At 74.9% G+C, this 18,758-nt stretch carries 11 protein-coding genes and 1 pseudogene; 8 read left to right on the top strand and 4 right to left on the bottom strand.

Annotated elements, in window-relative coordinates:
* Position 1 precedes the first annotated feature (1 nt).
* From ACIGO6_RS28045 to ACIGO6_RS28075, 7 genes and pseudogenes are all read left to right on the top strand, one after another.
* Positions 2-5,128, top strand: coding sequence for a hypothetical protein (locus ACIGO6_RS28045; protein ID WP_399881368.1), 5,127 nt, complete (start codon positions 2-4; stop codon positions 5,126-5,128).
* 250 nt (positions 5,129-5,378) lie between these two features.
* Positions 5,379-6,548 (top strand): AAA family ATPase, encoded by a 1,170-nt coding sequence (locus tag ACIGO6_RS28050; RefSeq protein WP_399881054.1) that lies wholly within the window; start codon positions 5,379-5,381, stop codon positions 6,546-6,548.
* Between the two features lie 5 nt (positions 6,549-6,553).
* Positions 6,554-10,213 carry a DUF5682 family protein gene (locus ACIGO6_RS28055; protein ID WP_399881056.1) on the top strand — a complete coding sequence of 1,220 codons (3,660 nt, stop codon included), beginning with the start codon at positions 6,554-6,556 and terminating at the stop codon, positions 10,211-10,213.
* Positions 10,210-12,072, top strand: a complete 1,863-nt coding sequence (locus ACIGO6_RS28060) for a hypothetical protein (RefSeq protein ID WP_399881058.1) — start codon at positions 10,210-10,212, stop codon at positions 12,070-12,072. Before ACIGO6_RS28055 ends, ACIGO6_RS28060 begins: the two co-directional genes overlap by 4 nt.
* Positions 12,073-12,244: 172 nt before the next feature.
* Positions 12,245-13,033: pseudogene (locus tag ACIGO6_RS28065) on the top strand (glycosyl hydrolase family 5); the annotation flags it as partial.
* A 77-nt stretch (positions 13,034-13,110) separates the two neighbouring features.
* A complete protein-coding gene (locus ACIGO6_RS28070) occupies positions 13,111-14,196 on the top strand; it encodes a lytic polysaccharide monooxygenase (protein ID WP_399881060.1) in 1,086 nt (361 codons plus the stop codon).
* Between the two features lie 146 nt (positions 14,197-14,342).
* On the top strand, positions 14,343-14,732 hold the full coding sequence (locus ACIGO6_RS28075; protein ID WP_399881062.1) for a luciferase family protein: 390 nt from the start codon (positions 14,343-14,345) through the stop codon (positions 14,730-14,732).
* Positions 14,733-14,800: 68 nt separating this feature from the next.
* Here ACIGO6_RS28075 and ACIGO6_RS28080 read toward each other — a convergent pair whose 3' ends face one another.
* Together ACIGO6_RS28080 and ACIGO6_RS28085 are read right to left on the bottom strand one after the other, a co-directional pair.
* The gene (locus ACIGO6_RS28080) at positions 14,801-16,393 is read right to left on the bottom strand and encodes an MFS transporter (protein ID WP_399881064.1); all 1,593 of its coding nucleotides are present in this window, start codon (positions 16,391-16,393) and stop codon (positions 14,801-14,803) included.
* A gap of 129 nt (positions 16,394-16,522) precedes the next feature.
* Positions 16,523-16,996 (bottom strand): MarR family winged helix-turn-helix transcriptional regulator, encoded by a 474-nt coding sequence (locus ACIGO6_RS28085; RefSeq protein WP_399881066.1) that lies wholly within the window; start codon positions 16,994-16,996, stop codon positions 16,523-16,525.
* Positions 16,997-17,091: 95 nt separating this feature from the next.
* Here ACIGO6_RS28085 and ACIGO6_RS28090 point away from each other — a divergent pair, with 95 nt between their 5' ends.
* Positions 17,092-17,460 (top strand): DUF779 domain-containing protein, encoded by a 369-nt coding sequence (locus ACIGO6_RS28090; RefSeq protein ID WP_399881068.1) that lies wholly within the window; start codon positions 17,092-17,094, stop codon positions 17,458-17,460.
* A gap of 14 nt (positions 17,461-17,474) precedes the next feature.
* Here ACIGO6_RS28090 and ACIGO6_RS28095 read toward each other — a convergent pair whose 3' ends face one another.
* Together ACIGO6_RS28095 and ACIGO6_RS28100 are read right to left on the bottom strand one after the other, a co-directional pair.
* Complete coding sequence (locus ACIGO6_RS28095) at positions 17,475-17,669, bottom strand: hypothetical protein (protein WP_399881070.1); 195 nt, start codon at positions 17,667-17,669, stop codon at positions 17,475-17,477.
* A gap of 115 nt (positions 17,670-17,784) precedes the next feature.
* Positions 17,785-18,648 carry a phosphatidylinositol-specific phospholipase C/glycerophosphodiester phosphodiesterase family protein gene (locus tag ACIGO6_RS28100; protein ID WP_399881072.1) on the bottom strand — a complete coding sequence of 288 codons (864 nt, stop codon included), beginning with the start codon at positions 18,646-18,648 and terminating at the stop codon, positions 17,785-17,787.
* Positions 18,649-18,758: the final 110 nt, after the last annotated feature.

Below are 18,758 nucleotides of genomic sequence, written 5' to 3' on the forward strand. Positions count from 1 at the left end.
CATGAACGGCACCACCACGACCGGCGGGAGCGCCGCGCCGGGCGGGGCGACCGCCCGGGACGACGCCGGCGCCGCCGCCCTGCTCGAGGCCGGGGCCGTCCTGCCGCCGGGCAGCACCGCCCGCGAGGACGCCGACACCCTCACCGTCCGTACGTACACCCATGCCGCACTGGGTGCCCGCAGCGTCGTCCGGCTCGTGCCGGGCACCCTCGGCGAGGCCGAGGACCTCGCCCTGGACTTCCTCGGACTGGTGCGGGACGCCGAGGCGCCCGAGGTCGGACAGGTCCGGCGGGAGGCCCTCGGTTTCCCCGCCTGGGCGCTGGTCAACGACCCGGCCAACGGCCATCACGCGCTGGCCCTGGTCAAGGACGTCGAGCGGCTCGCCCGGCAGGCCAAGTCCCGGCCGGGCACCGCGAAGGAGGGTTTCGAGGAGCTCGGCGAACGGCTCGGCCGGGCGGTGCCGCACTTCCTGCCCACCTTCTACGAGCAGGCCGCACGCGCCTTCCTCCAGTACGACAACACCACCTATGCCGCCGCCTTCTTCGGCAAGGCGCGTGACGCCGAGCGGGTGCACGCGCTCACCGTCGACGAGGAGCGGCAGCGTGCCGTCTTCCTGGAGTTCGCCTTCGCCGGTGCGCTGACGGTCAAGGCGCTCAAGCAGCATGTGAAGGATCTCGCCGGCCGGCTCGACGCCACCGAGGCGTGGGACCAGTTCCGGCAGCTGGCGGTGGAGCGCTGCGCGGCCGGGATGCCGCCGTACGCGTCGCTGCCGCAGGACGCGCGCGTGCTGATCAAGGCGGCCGGGCTGCCCCGCCTCCAGGCGGAGTGCGACCTCGTCGCCGATCTGGTCGCCTCGCCCGCCGCCGTGCGGGCGCCCGCCTCCTTCTGGACCGCCTACCGGGCCACCCTGCCCGTCCTCGCCGAACAGCGGCCGACCGTACGGGCCCGGCTGCTGGAGATCATGCCGGCCGGGCTGGGCCGCGACAGCGAGAGCGACGAGTTCTGGCTGGCGCTGCTGACCGAGTGCGGCGCCGACCGGCTGCTGACCGGCGAGCACAGCGAGACCGAAGGGGCCGATGGGGTCGACGGGGTCGACGAGGCAGACGACCCCGGCGGTGCGGCGGACGGTGTCGACGCAGCGGGCTGGCTCAGCCGCTGGGCCGCCCACCGCAAGCACGGCGCCACGGTGTGCGACGCCTCCCCGGCCACCCTCGACCTCGTCGCCCGGATGGCGCCCCGGCTGCGCGCCGACGGACGGGCCGTCGACCTGTTCGCGGGCCGCCGGTACGCGGGCGCGGACATCAGCCTGCTGGACCTCTGCGCGGCGCAGGACATCCCCCTCGCCCTGCCCGACGCGGACACCGACGTCCACCTCGGGCTGGACCGCTGGGCGCGTGACACCCGGCCCGAACGCCGTGATCTGGCCGCCGTCGCGGCGGATCCGCGGCTGCGCCCGCTGCTGCTGCGGGCCGTCGGCGCCGTGGGCCACGACCAGCGGGCGGCGAAGGTACTGGAGCACCTCGCCGGCCATCACGTGCTGAGCGACGTGCTGCGGGAGTGGCTGGACGGCGCGGTCGGCGAGCTCCTCGGCGCGGTGGGCCTGCCCGGGGCCCGCGAGGCGCTGCACCGGCTGGGCCCCTTCCGGTCGGTGGCTCCCCGGGTCAGCCCCGAGGCCGTGGCCCGTGCCGCCGCGTACGAGACGGCTCCGCTGCTCGGGCGCACCCTGCGGGCCGGCGTCCTCGACGAGTTGGGCTGGCCGGCACTGGACGAGGCAGTGCGGCTGCTCGACGCCCAGACGCGCAAGGACCGCGACAACACACTGATCGTCAACGAGGCCTGGCCCTGCCTGATCCTGAGCCGGGGGGACAAGGCGGTCGTCGTCGGCCCGGACGAGGTGCTGCTCGAACACGACCTGCGGCTGCCGACCGATCTGGACCGCTGGCAGCGCCCGCAGTTCCGCTACACCGACGGGGAACTGCTGGTGGTGTGGTGGCAGGACGGCAAGCAGCACGGCTACTGGTCCCACCGTCCGTCCGAGGTGGTCACGCTCACCGGTGAGCAGATCGCCCACCGGTGGCGCACCGGCCACGCGGGCACCCCGTCGATCCCGCTGCCCGGCGGCGGCCGGGCCACCGGCGGCAGCGCCCTGCACGCCGGCGACACCGTCCTGCCCGCGAGCCGCCCCGTCATCGGGGACGGCACCCTGCACTGGCGGCAGGGCCGGCACGGACGGCAGCACGTGTGGCTGGAGTACGACCCTGCGACCGGCACCCACGGACGCGCGTCCCTGCCCGCATTCCTGCGCTCCGGCATCCGCGACGACGCGACGCTGCTGCAGGAGTGGTGCGAGGTGCTGCCGGTGCAGCCCGGGCTGGAGCAGAGCCCGTTCGGCACCGACGGCACGGTGCTCGGCCGCTGGGTGCGCGCCGAGGACGAGGCAGGTGAGCTCCGCACGACCGCCGGGACGCCCGACGGCCGCACCGTCACGCTCTGGTCCGCCCGGCGAGGGGTGCGCGCCCTCCCGCTCGGTGCGCTGCGGCTGCCCGGGGGCGCGGAACCGGTCGTGGCCCAGGCGCACCGCCGGGTCGCCCTTTTCGCCGGGGGCGACGGCAGCGACGCGGGCGTGCTCGGGCGGGTGACACCGAACGAGCGGGGCGGGGAGTTCGCCGCGGGCACCGGGCTCGTACCGCCGCTCGCCTTCTGGCACGCCCTGCGTCCCCGTGACGAGCGCGCATCGGCCGTGCTGCGCGCCCTCACCGACGAGCGGGCGGCCGAGGTGCTGCGCGCGGCGGCTCAGGCGCTGGCCGAGCGTCGGGCACAGCTGGCCGCCGCCGGTGGCGCGGACGGGTCCGCCAGTGGTCCCGGTGGGGTGGCCGGCGACGGCACGCCCGCCGTGCCGAGTGCGGAGGACGTCGTACGGCAGGCCGTGTCCCGGTCGCTTCCCGGTCTCACCGACGAGCGGCTCCTGACCGGCGTGGCGGCACTGGCCCGCACGACCCTCCAGGTCGCCGACACGGTCACCAGGTTCGTGACGCCGCCCGTCGAGCAGCCGAAGCCCGACCGGAAGCGGACCGAGGGCATGTTCGCCGACTACCGTCCCGAGCACGGCGACGACCACACGTTGCGCGCGGCCGCCGACGGTCTGGCCCGCATGTGGGGGTCGTGGGGCGGCAACAGCCAGTGGACCGCGCTGCGGCAGATCCGGGCCGTGAACCACGTGCTGTCCGGAAAGCCCGCCGACGGCAAGCAGCTGCCCGACAGCGCCGGCCCGGCCGCCCACGGCGACGGGTGGCACAGCGACGAGTACACGATCCCCGGCATCGGCATGGTGTGGCCGTCCCTCCTGACCGTGCTGCGGCCGCTGGTCTACCGGGCCACCGCCCCGACCACGGCGCAGGGTGAACGCGAGGCGCTGGTCCTCCTGTTCGAGTCACTTGCCGAAGGGCCGCTCTCCGCTCCCGGGAGCACCCTGCGGGAGATCGTGCTGAGCGAGCCGCGCGACAAACAACAGCGCGCGGGTCAGGTGCTCCGGCGCGACGGCCGCACCGTGGTCGTCCTCGGCTGCCAGAACATCGACTACGGCCACAACCGGGTCAACTGGCTCGCCCTCGACCACGATCCGTCGGGCACGTTCGGGGCCGTCGCCCATTTCGTCCTGGAGAAGGAGACCCGGCACACCTCGGCGTTCCCGGCGGACGGACTCGCCGCCGTCGCACGGCTGATACGGGACAAGGGGGCCGCGCCCTGGCAGCCCGAGGCACCCGCCGCGCTCGCCGCGGCCACGCACGGCGGCCTGGGCCCGCTCCAGGCCACGGTGCTCCTCACCGGGCAGCCGCGGCAGCTCGACGCCGACGCGCTCGCCTCGATCGGCCTGAAGCCACGTCAGCTGGCGGCCGGCAACGGCGGGCTGAACTCGCTCCGCGCCTCGGATCGGGAGTCGCTCATCGGTGCCCTGCTGCCGGACGACCCCGCCGAGTTGTGGACGGCGGGGCCCGACACGGACGCCGCGGCACGGTTGTGGGCCGAACGCCTCGGTTCCCTGCTCCGGGTTCCCGAGGAGCTGGCCCCCGCCCTCGACGGCCTGCCGATCGGCTCCGCCGAGAACGTCCTCAACCCGTCCCGCACGGCCTGGCTCGGCCGCACCACGGTCCAACGGCTCGACGAGGACGGCCGGCTGGTCGCGGAGGACCCCGCCGCGGTGCCCGGGCGATACGCGCTGACCAGTGCCGTGGCGGCCCTGACCGCACTCGCCTACGCCCTGCCCTACGGCCATCCCCTGCGCGCGGCCCTGCCGGAGGGTCTGGCCGCGCTGCGCCGGCGCATCACCGACCCGGGGCTGCTGCTCCAGTTGGACGTCGAGTACACGGAGAAGGGCGACACCACGGCGACCGAGCTGCGCAAGGCCTACGGCCTGCCCGCCGCCGGGGGCGCCGGCGCGGACGGCATGGTCCGGGTCGGTGAGGCCCTGGTACTGCACCCCTGGTACGGCGACAGGGAGACCGTCCTGGTCCGCCCGGCCGGCCTCACCGGTCCGGACGATGCCGTGTTCGGATTGCTCGAAGGGCTGGTGGGCGCCGCGAGGGGTGCCGGTCTGCGCGCGGTGCGGGCGGTCCTCGGCGACGAGCTGTCCCGGGCCCTCGCCGCCGGCCACGGTCCCGAGGGCCCCGCCGGATACACGCAGCACCCCGCGGTGAGCGTGCCGGCACTCGTCACCGAGGTCGCCGAGACCCACGGCCTGGGCGAGGACGCGGCGGTGCTCTATCTGCAACTGCTCGCCCTGCCCGACCCGACGGACCGCAACTGCGCCCGCTGGACCGGTTGGAAGCCCGCCCGGCTGAAGAAGGCCCGGGCCGAACTCGCCGCGACGGACCTGGTCGTCGAGGCCAAACGGTCCCGGGCCGGCCGCTCCCTCTTCCTGCCCTGCGGCTGGCGCGACCTCAAGACGCCCGCGCTCCCGGTGGAGACGTGGAAGGAGGGCCTCTATCCCGTCCCGGAAGGGGTCCGCGCCGTTCCGCTGCTCCCGGTGCCCGACCTGTTCGCCCGGGCGTGGGACCGGGTGCGCGCGGGTGACGCGCCCGCCTACGAGGAGCTCACCACCCGGGCCACGCGACGGGGCCGCCGCCGATGAGCGCCGACGAAGCCGCCGCCGGGCCCGGAGGGAAGTGCGCCGACGGGCCCGGCCGGTGGTGGCCCGCACGGCGGTCGAGCAGCCGTGCGCCGGTCATGTCCGCCGCCAACCGCGCAGCAACGGGCCGCACCATGACCCCCGCCCTCGCGAACCACCCCTGACCACTGCCCCGTGCGCCGCGCCGCCCCCCTGCCCGCGCACCCGGCGCAAGCCGACCATGCCCCTGCCCGAGCCCACCGGAAGACCGCCGATGACCACGACCGTGTCCCCCGACGCCACCCGCCAGATCGTGCCGCCCGAGGAGCGGTACGCCACCGAACTGGCCTTCCTCGCCGCCTACGACGACGGACCGCGCCCGCCCGCCTGGCGGCTCACGCCCCGCGCCGTCGTCACCTTCGTCATGGGCAGCGACGACCGGGCCCTGCGGCTGCCCGAGGACGCCGAGGTACCCGAGGGCGTGCCGCGCCGGCTGGTGGTGACGGGCAAGTTCGTCGGCGACCGCGCGCTGGTGGAGCGGTGCGTCGTCACGCTCGCCGGCGAGCGCGGTCTACTGCTCGTCGGCGAGCCCGGCACCGCCAAGTCCATGCTGTCCGAGCTGCTGGCGGCGGCCGTGTGCGGCACCAGTGGCCTGGTCGTCCAGGGCACGGCCGGCACGACGGAGGACCAGCTCAAGTACGGCTGGAACTACGCCCTGCTGCTGGCCCAGGGCCCCAGCCGGAAGGCGCTCGTGCCCTCCCCGGTCCTGACCGCGATGACCCGGGGCGGCGTCGCCCGGGTCGAGGAGGTGACCCGCTGTCTGCCGGAGGTGCAGGACGCCCTGGTCTCCCTGCTCTCCGAGCGCCGTATAGCCGTCCCCGAGCTGTCCGGGACCGAGGACGCCCTGGCACACGCCGCGCCCGGCTTCACCCTGATCGCCACCGCCAACCTGCGCGACAAGGGCGTCTCCGAGATGTCCGCCGCGCTCAAGCGCCGCTTCAACTTCGAGACGGTCGGCCCCATCCCGGACCTCGAGGCCGAGACGGCGCTGGTCCGCAGCCAGGCACGTGCCTCCGTCGAGCGGGCCGGGGCGCCGTTCCGGGTCGACGAGGCCGTGCTGGAGGCCCTTGTCACCGCCTTCCGCGACCTGCGCGAGGGCCGGTCGGCGGAGGGCTGGGAGGTCGAGCGGCCGTCCACCGTGATGAGCACCGCCGAGGCGGTGTCCGTCGCGGGTGCGCTCGGGTTGGCCGCGGCCTACTTCCCGGGCGACCGCGACGTGCTGGGGCTGCTCCCGGGGCACCTCCTCGGTGTGGTCCGCAAGGACGACCCCGCCGACGCGGCGCGGCTGCGCGGTTACTGGGACGGCCCGGTCCGGCGCCGCGCGGAGCAGGGTTCGGCCACCTGGCGCACCCTGTGGGACCTGCGCACGGTCCTGGAGGGCTGACGCCCGTGTCCCTCTCCCCCGCCGCTTCGTCGCCCTCGTTCCGGTCGCCCGAGGATGCGGTCGCCGCGCTCGCGGACCCTTCGGCGCCGTATCTGATCGGCGTACGGCATCACGCGCCGTCCCTGGCCGCGGCCGTGCCCGCGCTGCTGGACGCGGCCGCTCCGGACGTCCTGCTGGTGGAGCTGCCCGCCGAGATGCAGGAGTGGCTGCCCTGGCTGGGCCACGAGGAGACCAGGGCGCCGGTCGCCCTGGCCGCCGCGTCCGACGAGGCGGGCGGGGGGCCGGCCTTCTACCCGTTCGCCGACTTCTCCCCCGAGCTCGCCGCCGTGCGCTGGGCCGCCCGGCACGGCGTGCCGGTCGTCGCCTGCGACCTGCCGCTGGCCGACCGGGCCCGGCGCGCCGGGGAGCACGTCGACACGTCCACCACCTCCACTCCACGTACCACCCCGGCACCCGATGCCGGCCGTTCCGGCATCACCGCCGCCCTCCGGTCCCGGCTCACCGGTCGCCCGGGCGAGGATCTGTGGGACCGTCTCGTCGAGGCCACCGCTCCGGGGTCCGGGCCCGAGGCGCTGCGTCGTGCCGCTCTCCTCACCGGGTGGGCACTGCGCGAGGAGACCGTCGCCTCGGGAGGCGTCCCCGAGCTGGATCTGCGCCGTGAGCGGTGGATGCGCTCCCGCCTGGCCGCCGCGACGGCGGACGGTGCGCGGGCCGCCGTGGTCGTCGGCGCGTTCCACGCCCCGGCACTGGTGGACCCGGCGGGGGCGACCGCGGACGACCAGGACCACCCCGACCCCCCTGCGCCCCGTGGCGGCCCGACCGAGCGGCCGGGTTGGACCACCTCCCTCATCCCGTACACGTACGCCCTCCTCGACGAGCGGTCCGGTTATCCGGCGGGGATCCGGGATCCCGAGTGGCAGCACCTGGTGCTGCGGGCGGCCGGTGACCCGGCCGCGTTGGAAGAGGCGCTGACGGGCGTGGCCGTACGGGTGTGTGCGCGACTGCGCGAGCTCGGGCATCCGTCCGGGCCACCCGACGCGCGGGAGATCGCACGGTTCGCCGCGGACCTGGCACGGCTGCGGGGGCTGCCCGCAGCGGGCCGGGGAGAGCTGGTCGAAGCGGTGCAGACGGTGCTCGCGCAGGGCGAGCCGTACGGCAGGGGACGGGCCGTCGCCCGGGCGATGGAACAGGTGCTCGTCGGGACCCGGAGCGGCCGTCCCGCCCCGGGGGCGCCGCGCAGCGGCCTCGCTCCCGCGGTCGAGGCCGAGCTGGCGGCGCTCGGGCTGCCGGGCCCGGGGGCCAACGGGCGGGGTGCGGCCGCCCGGGACCTGCGTCTGGACCCTCTGCGGTCCGACCTCGACCGCGAACGCGACCTGCTGCTGCGCCGGCTGACGGTGTGCGGTGTGCCGTACGCGGAGCCGAAGGAGGTCGTCGGCGCGGGTGGCACCCAGGCGCTGACGACACGGTGGGAGGTCCGCTGGACACCGGCGACGGAGGCCATGCTGTCCGCGGCCGGCGTACGCGGTGTCACCCCGTCCCAGGCCGCCGAGGGTGTCCTGCGCGAGCGGTGGCGCGCGGAGCGGGACGAGGGCGGGCCCACGGCCGCGCAGACGGTGGAAGGACTCCGGCAGGCGGCGGAGTGCGGCCTTCCGGAACTGACCGACGCACGGCTCGCGGAGGCCGCCGAGCTGCTGCCGGGCGCCGCCGCGCTGTCCGAACTCCTCACCGGTCTGGGCCTGCTGGACCGGTTGCGGGCGGGGCACGTCCCGGGCCTCGGCGCCGACGAGGACCGTGCGGTCCGGGCCGCCGCGGTGGCCGAACTGCTCACCTCCGCGGCGGTACGCCAGGTGGACGGTCTCACCGGCGCCGAGGACCCGGCGGACGCGCACGCCCTGCTGGAGCTCGCCCACCGGGCGGACGCACTCGGCGGCGTCCGCCTGACCGACGCCCTGGCCCGCCTCGCGCACGACGGCTCCCCGCTGATGCGCGGCGCCGCCGGAGCCGTCCGTGTGCTCCTCGGACACGAGGAGCCGCAGATCCTCGGCGGCCGTGTCGCCTCCTGGGTCGACACGGCGAGCGACCGCGCGTCCCGCGCCGCGCTCACCGCCCGGCTGACCGGGCTGCTGACGGCCGCCGGCCCGCTGCTGGAGTCGGCGGCCCCGGCGCTGGAGCCGCTGCTCGACCGCGTGTCCGAGCTGTCGGACCGGGACTTCCTCGACCGGCTGCCCGCGCTGCGCGGTGGCTTCGACACGCTGAGCCCGGCCGCCCGCGACCGTCTCCTCTCCACCGTCGAGGAACGCCTGGCCGCCGGCCGGCTCGCCGACACGCACGGAACGGACCCCGCCGCCCTCGCCCTGTGGACCCGCGCCGACCTCACGGCCCGCACCACTCTCGACGGGCTCGGCCTGCTCCCCCCGCCCCCGGCCGACGAGGACGGCGCACCCGCGCCCACCACCATGGCCGCAGACGCAGACACGGACGCAGACACAGAGACGGAGCCGGAGGCGGACGCACCGACCGTCGTCACCCCCGCCTCCGCCGGGGAACACCGCCTGGCCCCCGCCGACCGCTGGCGGCTCGTCCTCGGCCGTCGCAGCGACCGACTGCCCCCGTCGGCGGCCGCGTTGGCCACCGCGCTCGACGAGCTGTACGGCAGCGGGCGGGGCGAGGGCAGCCGGGGCGACCTGACCGGACCCGGTGGCGGCGGGGGCGGGGGCGGCCGGGAGGCCCCCTACCCGGGCGTGCGGGAGTGGTCCGAGGAGTTGGCGGCGCTGTTCGGGCCGGGCATCCGCGAGGAGGTCCTGGCGGCAGCGGCGGCGTCGGGCCGGCCGGACGTCCTGGCCGAGCTCGACCCGGACAGCGTGCGCCCCTCCGTCGACCTGTTGCGCACCGTGCTCCGGCACGCGGGCGGTCTGCCCGAGGCACGACTGGCCGCGCTCCGCCCGCTCGTGCGGCGCCTGGTCGAGGCGCTGACCCGGGAGCTGGCCACGCGGCTGCGCCCCGCGCTGCACGGGACGGTCCTGCCACGCCCCAGTCGCCGCCCCGGCGGGGGCCTGGACCTGCCGCGCACCCTGCGGGCGAACATGGCCTCCGCGCACCGCGGACCGGACGGCACGGTCCAGGTCGTCCCGGAGCGTCCCGTCTTCCGCACCCGGGCCACAAGAGCCGCCGACTGGCGGCTGATCCTGGTGACCGACGTGTCGGGGTCCATGGAGGCGTCCACGGTCTGGGCGGCCCTCACCGCCTCGGTGCTGGCCGGAGTGCCCACCCTGTCCACGCACTTCCTGGCCTTCTCCACGGAGGTCATCGACCTCACCGACCACGTCCGCGACCCGCTGTCCCTGCTCCTCGAGGTCAGCGTGGGCGGCGGCACCCACATCGCCGCGGGGCTGCGGCACGCCCGCGAGCTCGTCACCGTGCCGTCCCGCACCCTCGTGGTGGTCGTCAGCGACTTCGAGGAGGGTTACCCGCTGGGCGGACTGCTCGCCGAGGTCCGCGCCCTGGTGGGGTCCGGCTGCCACGTCCTGGGCTGCGCGAGCCTCGACGACACGGGCCGCCCCCGGTACTCCACCGGGACGGCGGGGCAACTCGTCGCGGCGGGCATGCCGGTCGGCGCGCTCAGTCCGCTCGAACTCGCCCGCTGGGTAGGAGAGAAGATCGCATGAACCCGCAGCTTCCGCCGGTCGCCCCGGCGGTGACGGCCGAACTCGTCGCGGCGCTGCCGCCCCGCCTCCGCAAGCGGCTGGACGCGGGCGTCACCAAGCTGGCGGGACGGCCGACGGTCCGGGAGGGCGACGTGGTCCGGATCGCCGTCGACGACGACACCGCCCTCGAACTGCACGCTCCCGGCGGAGTGGTGACCGGCACCGGGGCGATCCGCTGCGGGTGCCTGCTCGCCCCCGACTGCCTGCACCGCGCCGCGGCGGCATCGGCCGCACCTGTCGCCGACCCCACGGAGCCAGCGGCCACGGAACCGCCGGCCACCGAGCCGCCACCCACCGAAGCACCGGCCGCGGGACCCACGCAGCCGCCACCCCCCGGACCGCCCTCGACGCCGGCCCGCACCCCCGCCCCAACCACCCCGAAACCGATCACCCCCACCACAGTCACCTCCGACTCAGCCACCCCCGACCAGCGCACCGCCGCGGCCGCCCTGCGGGAAGCCGCGGCCGCCGTGCTGGAGGCCGGCACCGACGGCTCCGGTGCCGTGCTGCAGGCGGAGCTGTTGCGCGCCGCGCACAGCGCGCGACTCGCGGGCCTGCCCCGGGCGGCGAGCCGCGCGGTCGCCGTGGTCACGGCGTTGCGCGCGGCCCGCGGCGCCGACCCCGCCCACCGCCTTGCCGACCTGGTGGCCGCCCTCCGCGACGTCCTGCTCCTCGCCCACCGCCTGCCCGCCGCCACCGGCCCGGAACTCGCCGAGCTGCGCGGCACCGTACGGCAGCCGTACACGCCGGACGGCTCCCTGCGCCTGTACGGCCTCTTCGCCGAGCCCGTCCTCACGGCGACCGGATACGCGGGGGCCGTCACCTGGACCGCCGACGGAGCGGGCCGGCTCTACACGGTGTCGGACGTCGCCCCGGGCGGCACCGCCCGGGCCACGGGCGCGGCCGACCGCGCCGTGCGCATCGGCGACACGTCCCTGACGCACCGTGAACTCTCCCGCGCGGGACTCGCCGTGTCCGGTGCGACCGTCTCGCCGACGGGCCGCCTGGGTGCGGGCGCGGGCGTACGGGCGGTGCGCGCGTCCGGCGCCGCGTGGCACGCCGAGCCGCTCGACCGTCTGTGGGCGGTGCCGGTGGCCGAGCAGGTCTCCCGGGCGCTGACGAGCGAGCGGGACCTGCTCTTCCTCGACGTCACGCTCACCGGCACGGCCCGCGAGGCGGCGGGCGAGTGCCTGGTCGCCGACTGCGACGGCCTGACCCTCCGGCTGGCCGCCGCCCACGACGATCCCGCACTGCCCCATCGCGAGAACCTCCGCCTCCTCGCCTCCGCCCGGGGCACCCGGCTGCGCGTAGTCGCCCGGCTCACGCCGGCCCCGTTCCCCCGGGCGCAGCTCCTGGCCATCGGCCACCCCACCGACCCCGACGCCCGTGTCGATCTCGGACTCGACCGGCTGCGCCGCGCGGATCTGCCCGTCACGCCGGTGCCGCGGGCCACCCCGGACGCGCCCGCCGTCGACGAGGCCCCGGTGCATCTGCTGCGCCGCCGGGTCCACCAGGCCGCCGCCGGTGGCCGCCGGGTGCTCGCCTTCCCCGGAAGCCGGGACGCCGCGGGCACGCGGTTGCGCCGGCACGGTCTCGGCACCGCCGGCGAGCTGCTCGCCGCGCTCCACGCCGCCGCCGCGGACCGGACGCGCGACCCCTTCGGGCGACTGCTCCCGGCCGACACGGGCCGCTTCGCCCGCGCCTGGCTCGGCGCCGCCGTCTACACGGAGGAACTCGACCGCGCCCTGTGCGCCGCCGCGTGGGGCGCGGACCCCGACGGCCTCCCGGATCGCACGATTCCGGCGGACGTCACGCCGTAGTACTCACCTGGGACTTCGCGACACCCTCGCCCATTCCGGTGCGCACAGTCTTGTCAGGAACATGATCACCTCCTACAGTCCCCAGCACACCGGAAAGTGGGAGCGCTCCCACCCGTGGCGAACGCTCCCCCCGAGACTCCCCGTCCCCCACACCCTTCCGGAGAGGCTCCCCATGCGACCGAAACGACCCCGCCTCCGTACCCGTACCCGCACCCCGCGAGGGCTCCTGGGCGCCCTGATCGCGATCCTCGCCGTCCTCGGGTCGGCCCTGACCGCGGTGGCGCCCGCCCAGGCGGACACCACGATCTGCGAACCGTTCGGGACGACCACGATCCAGGGACGCTACGTCGTCCAGAACAACCGCTGGGGCACCAGCGCCACCCAGTGCGTCACCGCCACCGACGCCGGCTTCCGGGTCGGCCGGGCCGACGGCTCGGCGCCGACCAACGGTGCGCCGAAGTCCTATCCGTCGGTCTTCAACGGCTGCCACTACACGACCTGTTCGCCGGGCACGAACCTCCCCGCACGGCTCAGCACCATCGCGGAGGCGCCCTCCAGCATCTCCTACGGCTACGTCGGCGACGCCGTCTACAACGCCTCGTACGACATCTGGCTGGACCCGACCCCCCGGACCGACGGGGTGAACCGGACCGAGATCATGATCTGGTTCAACCGCGTGGGCCCGATCCAGCCCATCGGCTCGCCGGTCGGCACGGCCACCGTGGGCGGGCGCACCTGGGAGGTGTGGACGGGCAGCAACGGCGCCAACGACGTGCTGTCGTTCGTCGCCCCGTCGGCGATCACCGGCTGGAACTTCGACGTCATGGACTTCGTCCGGACGACCGTCGCGCGCGGTCTCGCCGAGGACGACTGGTACCTGACGAGCGTCCAGGCCGGTTTCGAGCCGTGGCAGAACGGCACCGGGCTGGCCGTGAACTCCTTCTCCTCCGCCGTCGAGACGGCTTAGGCCCGAACGCCACCACCTGCACCACCGCGTAGCCCCACCCCCCTCACCCTCACCCCCAACTGGAGACCCCCATGGCTCTACGCAACAGATCCCTCACCCTTGCGGCGGTACTGGCCACCCTGCTCGCCGCGCTCGGCGTGACCTTCCTGCTCGGGCAGGGCAAGGCCGAGGCCCACGGTGTGGCGATGATGCCCGGCTCGCGCACCTACCTCTGCAAGCTGGACGCCACCACGGGCACCGGCGCCCTGGACCCGACCAACCCGGCGTGTCGCAGCGCCCTCGACCAGAGCGGCGCGACCGCGCTGTACAACTGGTTCGCCGTGCTCGACTCCAACGCCGGTGGCCGCGGCGCCGGTTACGTACCGGACGGCACGCTGTGCAGCGCGGGCGACCGGTCCCCGTACGACTTCTCCGGCTACAACGCGGCCCGAGCGGACTGGCCCCGCACGCATCTGACGTCCGGCGCCACGATTCAGGTGCAGTACAGCAACTGGGCTGCCCACCCGGGTGACTTCCGGGTCTATCTGACCAAGCCGGGCTGGTCGCCCACGTCCGAGCTGGGCTGGGACGACCTGGAACTGATCCAGACGGTGACCGACCCGCCCCAGCAGGGCTCGCCCGGCACCGACGGGGGCCACTACTCCTGGGACCTGGCGCTGCCCTCGGGCCGCTCGGGTGACGCGCTGATCTTCATGCAGTGGGTGCGTTCGGACAGTCAGGAGAACTTCTTCTCCTGCTCCGACATCGTCTTCGACGGCGGCAACGGCGAGGTGACCGGCATCCGCGGCTCGGGCAGCACCCCGACCCCGACGCCGACGCCCACCCCGACGACACCGCCCACCCACTCCGGTGACTGCATGGCCGTCTACTCCGTGGAGAACTCCTGGAGCGGCGGCTTCCAGGGCTCCGTCGAGGTGATGAACCACGGGACGGAGCCGCTGAACGGCTGGGCCGTACAGTGGCAGCCGGGCGCGGGGACCACGCTCGGCGGCGTGTGGAACGGCTCGCTGTCGAGCAATGCCGACGGCACGGTGAAGGTCGGGAACGTGGACCACAACCGCGTGATCCCACCGGACGGCAGCGTGACGTTCGGCTTCACCGCCACGTCGACGGGCAACGACTTCCCGGCCGGGACGATCGGCTGCGTGACGCCGTAGGACGACGGGCAGGGCCACGCGCCGTGCGGCGCGCGGCCCTGCCCGGAGCCCGCCGGACCCGGCCGGCGTCCTCCGGCGACCTCACGGGCCGGTTACGAATCGCTCAACCTCTGGTTACGGGGCGGCGATCGGGCGACGATGGGACCATGACTCTGGCCCAGCGCGCCCTTGACCGGCTGCAGGCCTGGCCCGACCTCACCCCGGGTCCGGCCAGTTGCGGAACCGGACGGGCGCTGCGCTCCGTGCGCGACGAGATCGTCCACTTCCACACCGGCCGGGACGTGGACCTCCACCTCACCCAACGGGCCATACAACGCTTCCAGTACGACCTCAGCGGCTCCAGCGCCATACGCCTGGTCCCGGGCTCCCGCTGGGTGACCGTGCACCTGGACTGCGACGCGGACGTCCACCTCCTGCTGAGCCTGGTGAGCATCGCGCTGAAGGCCCAGCAGACCCGGCCCGTCGCGGACCGGGCCTCGGCTTGCAACTTCCACCGGGTCACCGTGCTGCCGCGCACAGGAACCGGGGAGCTCTGAGACACGCCGGCGGCGGTGCCCCTTCCCTCGTGCCCGTCGCGCCGGAGGGGGCACCGCCGTGACGGGTGTCAGTGGTCCGCCGGCTGCTCCGCGGTGCGCCGGATGCCGACGGCGGCGAGGGCCGCGCCGAGCACACAGAGGATGCCGGTGACGACGGCGGCGGAGTGGACGCCGTTCATGAACGCCTGCCCGCTGCCCTCGACCACGGCGGCCCGCAGGCCGGCCGGCATGTCGCCGGAGACGGGCGCCACGCCCATCGCCACGGCGTCCTTGGCCTCCTGCACACCGTGGGCCACGGCCGAGGGAACGCCCGCGCCGGTCAGCTCCCCGATGAGCGTGGAGCCGACCTTGGCGCTGATCAGGGAGACCAGCACGGACGTACCGAGCGCGCCGCCGATCTGCAGGGTCGTGGCCTGCAGACCGCCGGCCACACCGCCGTCGCGGACGGGGGCGTTGCCGACGATGGCGTCGGAGGAGGCGGACATCACCATGCCGACGCCGAGGCCGAGCGCGAAGAACGGCGGCCACATCGTGGCGTAGGAGGAGTCGGTCTGCCAGGTGAGCATGCCGAAGCAGGAGGCCGCCTGGAGCAGCATGCCCAGCGGCATGGTCAGCCGCGGTCCGAAGCGCTGGGTCAGGGCCGCGCCCAGCGGCGAGGCGACCAGCGACGCGAGGCTGAGCGGGAGGGTCCGCACGCCCGCCTCGACCGGCGTGAAGCCGCGCACGTTCTGCAGGTAGAGCATGACGAAGAAGATCACGCCGAGCATCACGAAGAAGTTCAGCGCGGTGATGATCGCGCCGATCGTCAGCGCACGGCTGCGGAACAGGCGCATCGGCAGCAGCGGGTGCTCGACGCGGGTCTCGTACCAGCCGAAGACGAGCAGCAGGACGAGACCGGCGGCGACGGCGCCCAGGGTTCCCGCGGAGGTCCAGCCCCAGGTCTCGCCCTTGACCACGCCGAAGACCACGGCCAGCAGTCCGAGGGCGAGCAGGACGAGGCCGGGGATGTCGAACCGCTCGCGTCCGGCGGCGTTGCGGCTCTGCGGGAGCACCAGGAGGCCGAAGAGGATGGCGACGATGCCGATGGGGGCGTTGATGTAGAAGACGGACTCCCAGTTGACGTGCTCCACGAGGAGACCGCCGACGATCGGTCCGAGGGCCGTCGCGACGGCGGAGACCATGGCCCAGATGCCCACGGCCATGCCGAACTTCTTCGGCGGGAACGCGGCCCGCAGCAGTCCGAGGGTGTTGGGCATCAGCAGACCGCCGAAGACGCCCTGGAGGGCGCGGAAGGCGACCACGCCCTCGATCGACCCGGACAGGCCGATGGCGACCGAGGCGAGGGTGAAGCCGGCGACGCCCACGAGGTAGTAGGTGCGCCGGCCGAAGCGGTCGCCGAGCTTGCCGCCCAGGATGAGGGTGGCGGCGAGCGCGAGGAGGTAGGAGTTGGTCACCCACTGGAGCTCGGCGGTGGACGCGTGCAGGTCGCTGCCGATCTCGGGGTTGGCGATGGCGACGACGGAGCCGTCGAGCTGGACCATGAACAGTCCGAACGCGACGGCCAGGAGGGTCAGCCAGGGGTTGGACCGCAGGCGGCCGGCCGCCGGTGGGGCGGTCGGGTTCGCGGACGTGGTGGGGCGATCCACGGACGTGGACGACATGGGTGAGCCTTCGCTTCCAGGTTCGGGGTGGTGCGTGCGGGGACGGGGCGGTCCCCGGAGGAACGGGCAGGCCGGCCGAGGGCACGACGGTGTGCCCGCGACCGGCGGGAATGCCTCGGATCCGCCCGGTCAGCGGGCGGTGGGGTGGAGGTGCCGCGCCAGCGCGTCGAGGGCGTCCAGGGCGGAGCCCAGCGCGCCCTGCTGGCCCTCGGTGAGGGAGGTCAGGGCGTGGCGGAGGAACGCGGTCTCCAGTTCCCGCACCTCGGCCACGCGCTCACGGGCCGTGGCCGTCAGGTGGAGGTGGGCGACCCGCTTGTCGGCGCTGTCCTGCCTGCGCTCCAGGTCCCCCTGCTCGGTGAGCTGGGAGACCAGGGCGCTGACGTTGTTCGGCTTCATCAGCAGGGCCTCGGCGGCCTCGCGCACCGTGGCACCCTCGCGCTGCGCGACGAACCGCAGCAGCGCGAGCTGCCCCTCCGGGGGCTTGGGGTGCGGGTACTCCGCGGTGACCTGCCGGTCCAGCGCCCGGTGCAGCGCGGGAAGGCACGCCGCGAGCCCGGAGGCCACACGGTCGATGTCCCCGCGGGGGGTGCTGGAGTCGGTCACCAGAAGATATTAGGTATAGGAAGATAGGTATGTCAAAGGAGGTACTACGGCCTGTGCAACCCCCTCGCAACCTTCCCCGTGCTGGCATGCACGGCATGCACGACACACACGAGGAGACCCCCCGCGTCGAGCTCACCCCCGACGCGGCCGTACTGCTGCGGCGGCTCCGCGAGGAGCACGGCCCGCTGATGTTCCACCAGTCCGGCGGTTGCTGCGACGGCAGCGCCCCCATGTGCTACCCGGCCGGCGAGTTCCGCACCGGCGCCGCGGACGTCCTGCTCGCGGAGCTGTCGGTCGAGGGCACCGAGGAGCCGGTGGAGTTCTGGATGTCACGCAGCCAGTACGAGGTGTGGAGTCACACCCGGCTGATCGTGGACGTCGTCCCGGGCCGGGGCAGCGGCTTCTCGCTGGAGGCGCCCGAGGGGGTGCGCTTCCTCATCCGCTCCCGCGTCGTCGACGCCTAGGGCAGGTCCGGGACTCACGGTCTGAGGCTGCCGACGATGTCCGCCGTGGCGGTCAGGCCGCTGTGGATGGTCGGGGCGATGCTCGTGCCCGCCAGGTAGAAGCCGAGCAGCAGGCACACCAGCGCGTGCGAGATCTTCAGCCCGCCGTTGCGCAGGAAGAGCACCGCCAGGAGCAACAGCAACAGCACCACAGAGATGGAAACGGCCATCGTCAACCTCCTCCGCCACGTCCACTTCGCGGCGTTCGGCCGTAAGTGTGGCGTAGCGGAGGGTTCGTCCGGGCGGCTGACCTGTCCTCCGAACGTGTGGTGTTCCGGCGGCGTCCTACGCGGCCCGGCGGGCGTCGAGGAACGCTTCGAGCCCCGCGAGGTCGTCGGTGTTGAGGTGGTCGACACCGGCGTCGAGCAGTTCGGCCCACACCGCGTCCCGGGCGGGGCCCGCCACGTCGGGGGTGGCCCAGAAGCGCACCCGCTGCCCGCGGGCGTGCGCGGTGCCGACGATGTCCCGCAGCCTGCGCCGCTCGGCCGCCGGGAAGGCGCCCACGCCCTGCCAGGTGAAGTTGAGCGACCAGTTGTCGCTGATCAGCGGGACGAAGGAGGCCGGGGCGGTGGTGCCGAGGTCGGCGAGGCGGCCGTCGTAGAAGGCCCGGCGCGTGGTCTGGGCCTCCATGGGCGCGCGGGCGGCCCGGTCGCCGGAGACCACCGCGGTGACCGCGCCGGGGAACACCCGTCCGTGGGAGTAGGTCGTGAACAGGTGCTGGTAGCGGCGCAGACGACGGTCGAGTTCGAGGTAGGCCGACGCGCCCTCGGTCTTGATGTCGACGAGGAGTTGCAGGGGGCGGCGGTCCCGCAGGTAGACCCTGCCGTGGTGGGCGCGGACCCGGGCGGCGAGGGGGTCGAGGTAGAGGGACTCCAGGGTGCGGGCGGGGTCGAGGTCCTCGGGGTCGTGGGCGACGAGGAGTTGGCCGTCGACGAGGTAGATGTCGGCCTCGACGCTGCCGAAGCGGTGGTCGAGGGCGTCGAGGAGGGGGCGGGGGTGCTCGTAGTCGTTGTGGGCGTGCGCGCGCCACAACGGGCGCGGGCCGTGCCTGCCTTCGCTCGCCAGCGCGGTGCCGGCGGGCAGGGCGACCGCGCCCGCGAGGGCGGCGCCGAGGGTGGTGAGGGCTCTGCGTCGGGTGGTGCCGGCCATGCTCTGCCTCCCTGGAAGTGCCGTACGGGACGCCTGTGAGTATGGGGTCACGAGGGCTTCGAGGAGCAGAGCCGTGCGGTGAGTTGGCCGGACCGACGTCGGTCGTTCAC

The sequence above is a fragment of the Streptomyces sp. NPDC053750 genome (genome assembly GCF_044544295.1).
In the GTDB taxonomy this organism is placed as follows: domain Bacteria; phylum Actinomycetota; class Actinomycetes; order Streptomycetales; family Streptomycetaceae; genus Streptomyces.

What these genes read in the sequence shown, in the direction of transcription:
- ACIGO6_RS28045 (WP_399881368.1), top strand. Translation starts at nt 2, where the DNA reads ATGAACGGCACCACCACGACCGGCGGGAGCGCCGCGCCGGGCGGGGCG.
- ACIGO6_RS28050 (WP_399881054.1), top strand. Translation starts at nt 5,379, where the DNA reads ATGACCACGACCGTGTCCCCCGACGCCACCCGCCAGATCGTGCCGCCC.
- ACIGO6_RS28060 (WP_399881058.1), top strand. Translation starts at nt 10,210, where the DNA reads ATGAACCCGCAGCTTCCGCCGGTCGCCCCGGCGGTGACGGCCGAACTC.
- ACIGO6_RS28070 (WP_399881060.1), top strand. Translation starts at nt 13,111, where the DNA reads ATGGCTCTACGCAACAGATCCCTCACCCTTGCGGCGGTACTGGCCACC.
- ACIGO6_RS28075 (WP_399881062.1), top strand. Translation starts at nt 14,343, where the DNA reads ATGACTCTGGCCCAGCGCGCCCTTGACCGGCTGCAGGCCTGGCCCGAC.
- ACIGO6_RS28080 (WP_399881064.1), bottom strand. Translation starts at nt 16,393, where the DNA reads ATGTCGTCCACGTCCGTGGATCGCCCCACCACGTCCGCGAACCCGACC.
- ACIGO6_RS28090 (WP_399881068.1), top strand. Translation starts at nt 17,092, where the DNA reads ATGCACGACACACACGAGGAGACCCCCCGCGTCGAGCTCACCCCCGAC.
- ACIGO6_RS28095 (WP_399881070.1), bottom strand. Translation starts at nt 17,669, where the DNA reads ATGGCCGTTTCCATCTCTGTGGTGCTGTTGCTGTTGCTCCTGGCGGTG.
- ACIGO6_RS28100 (WP_399881072.1), bottom strand. Translation starts at nt 18,648, where the DNA reads ATGGCCGGCACCACCCGACGCAGAGCCCTCACCACCCTCGGCGCCGCC.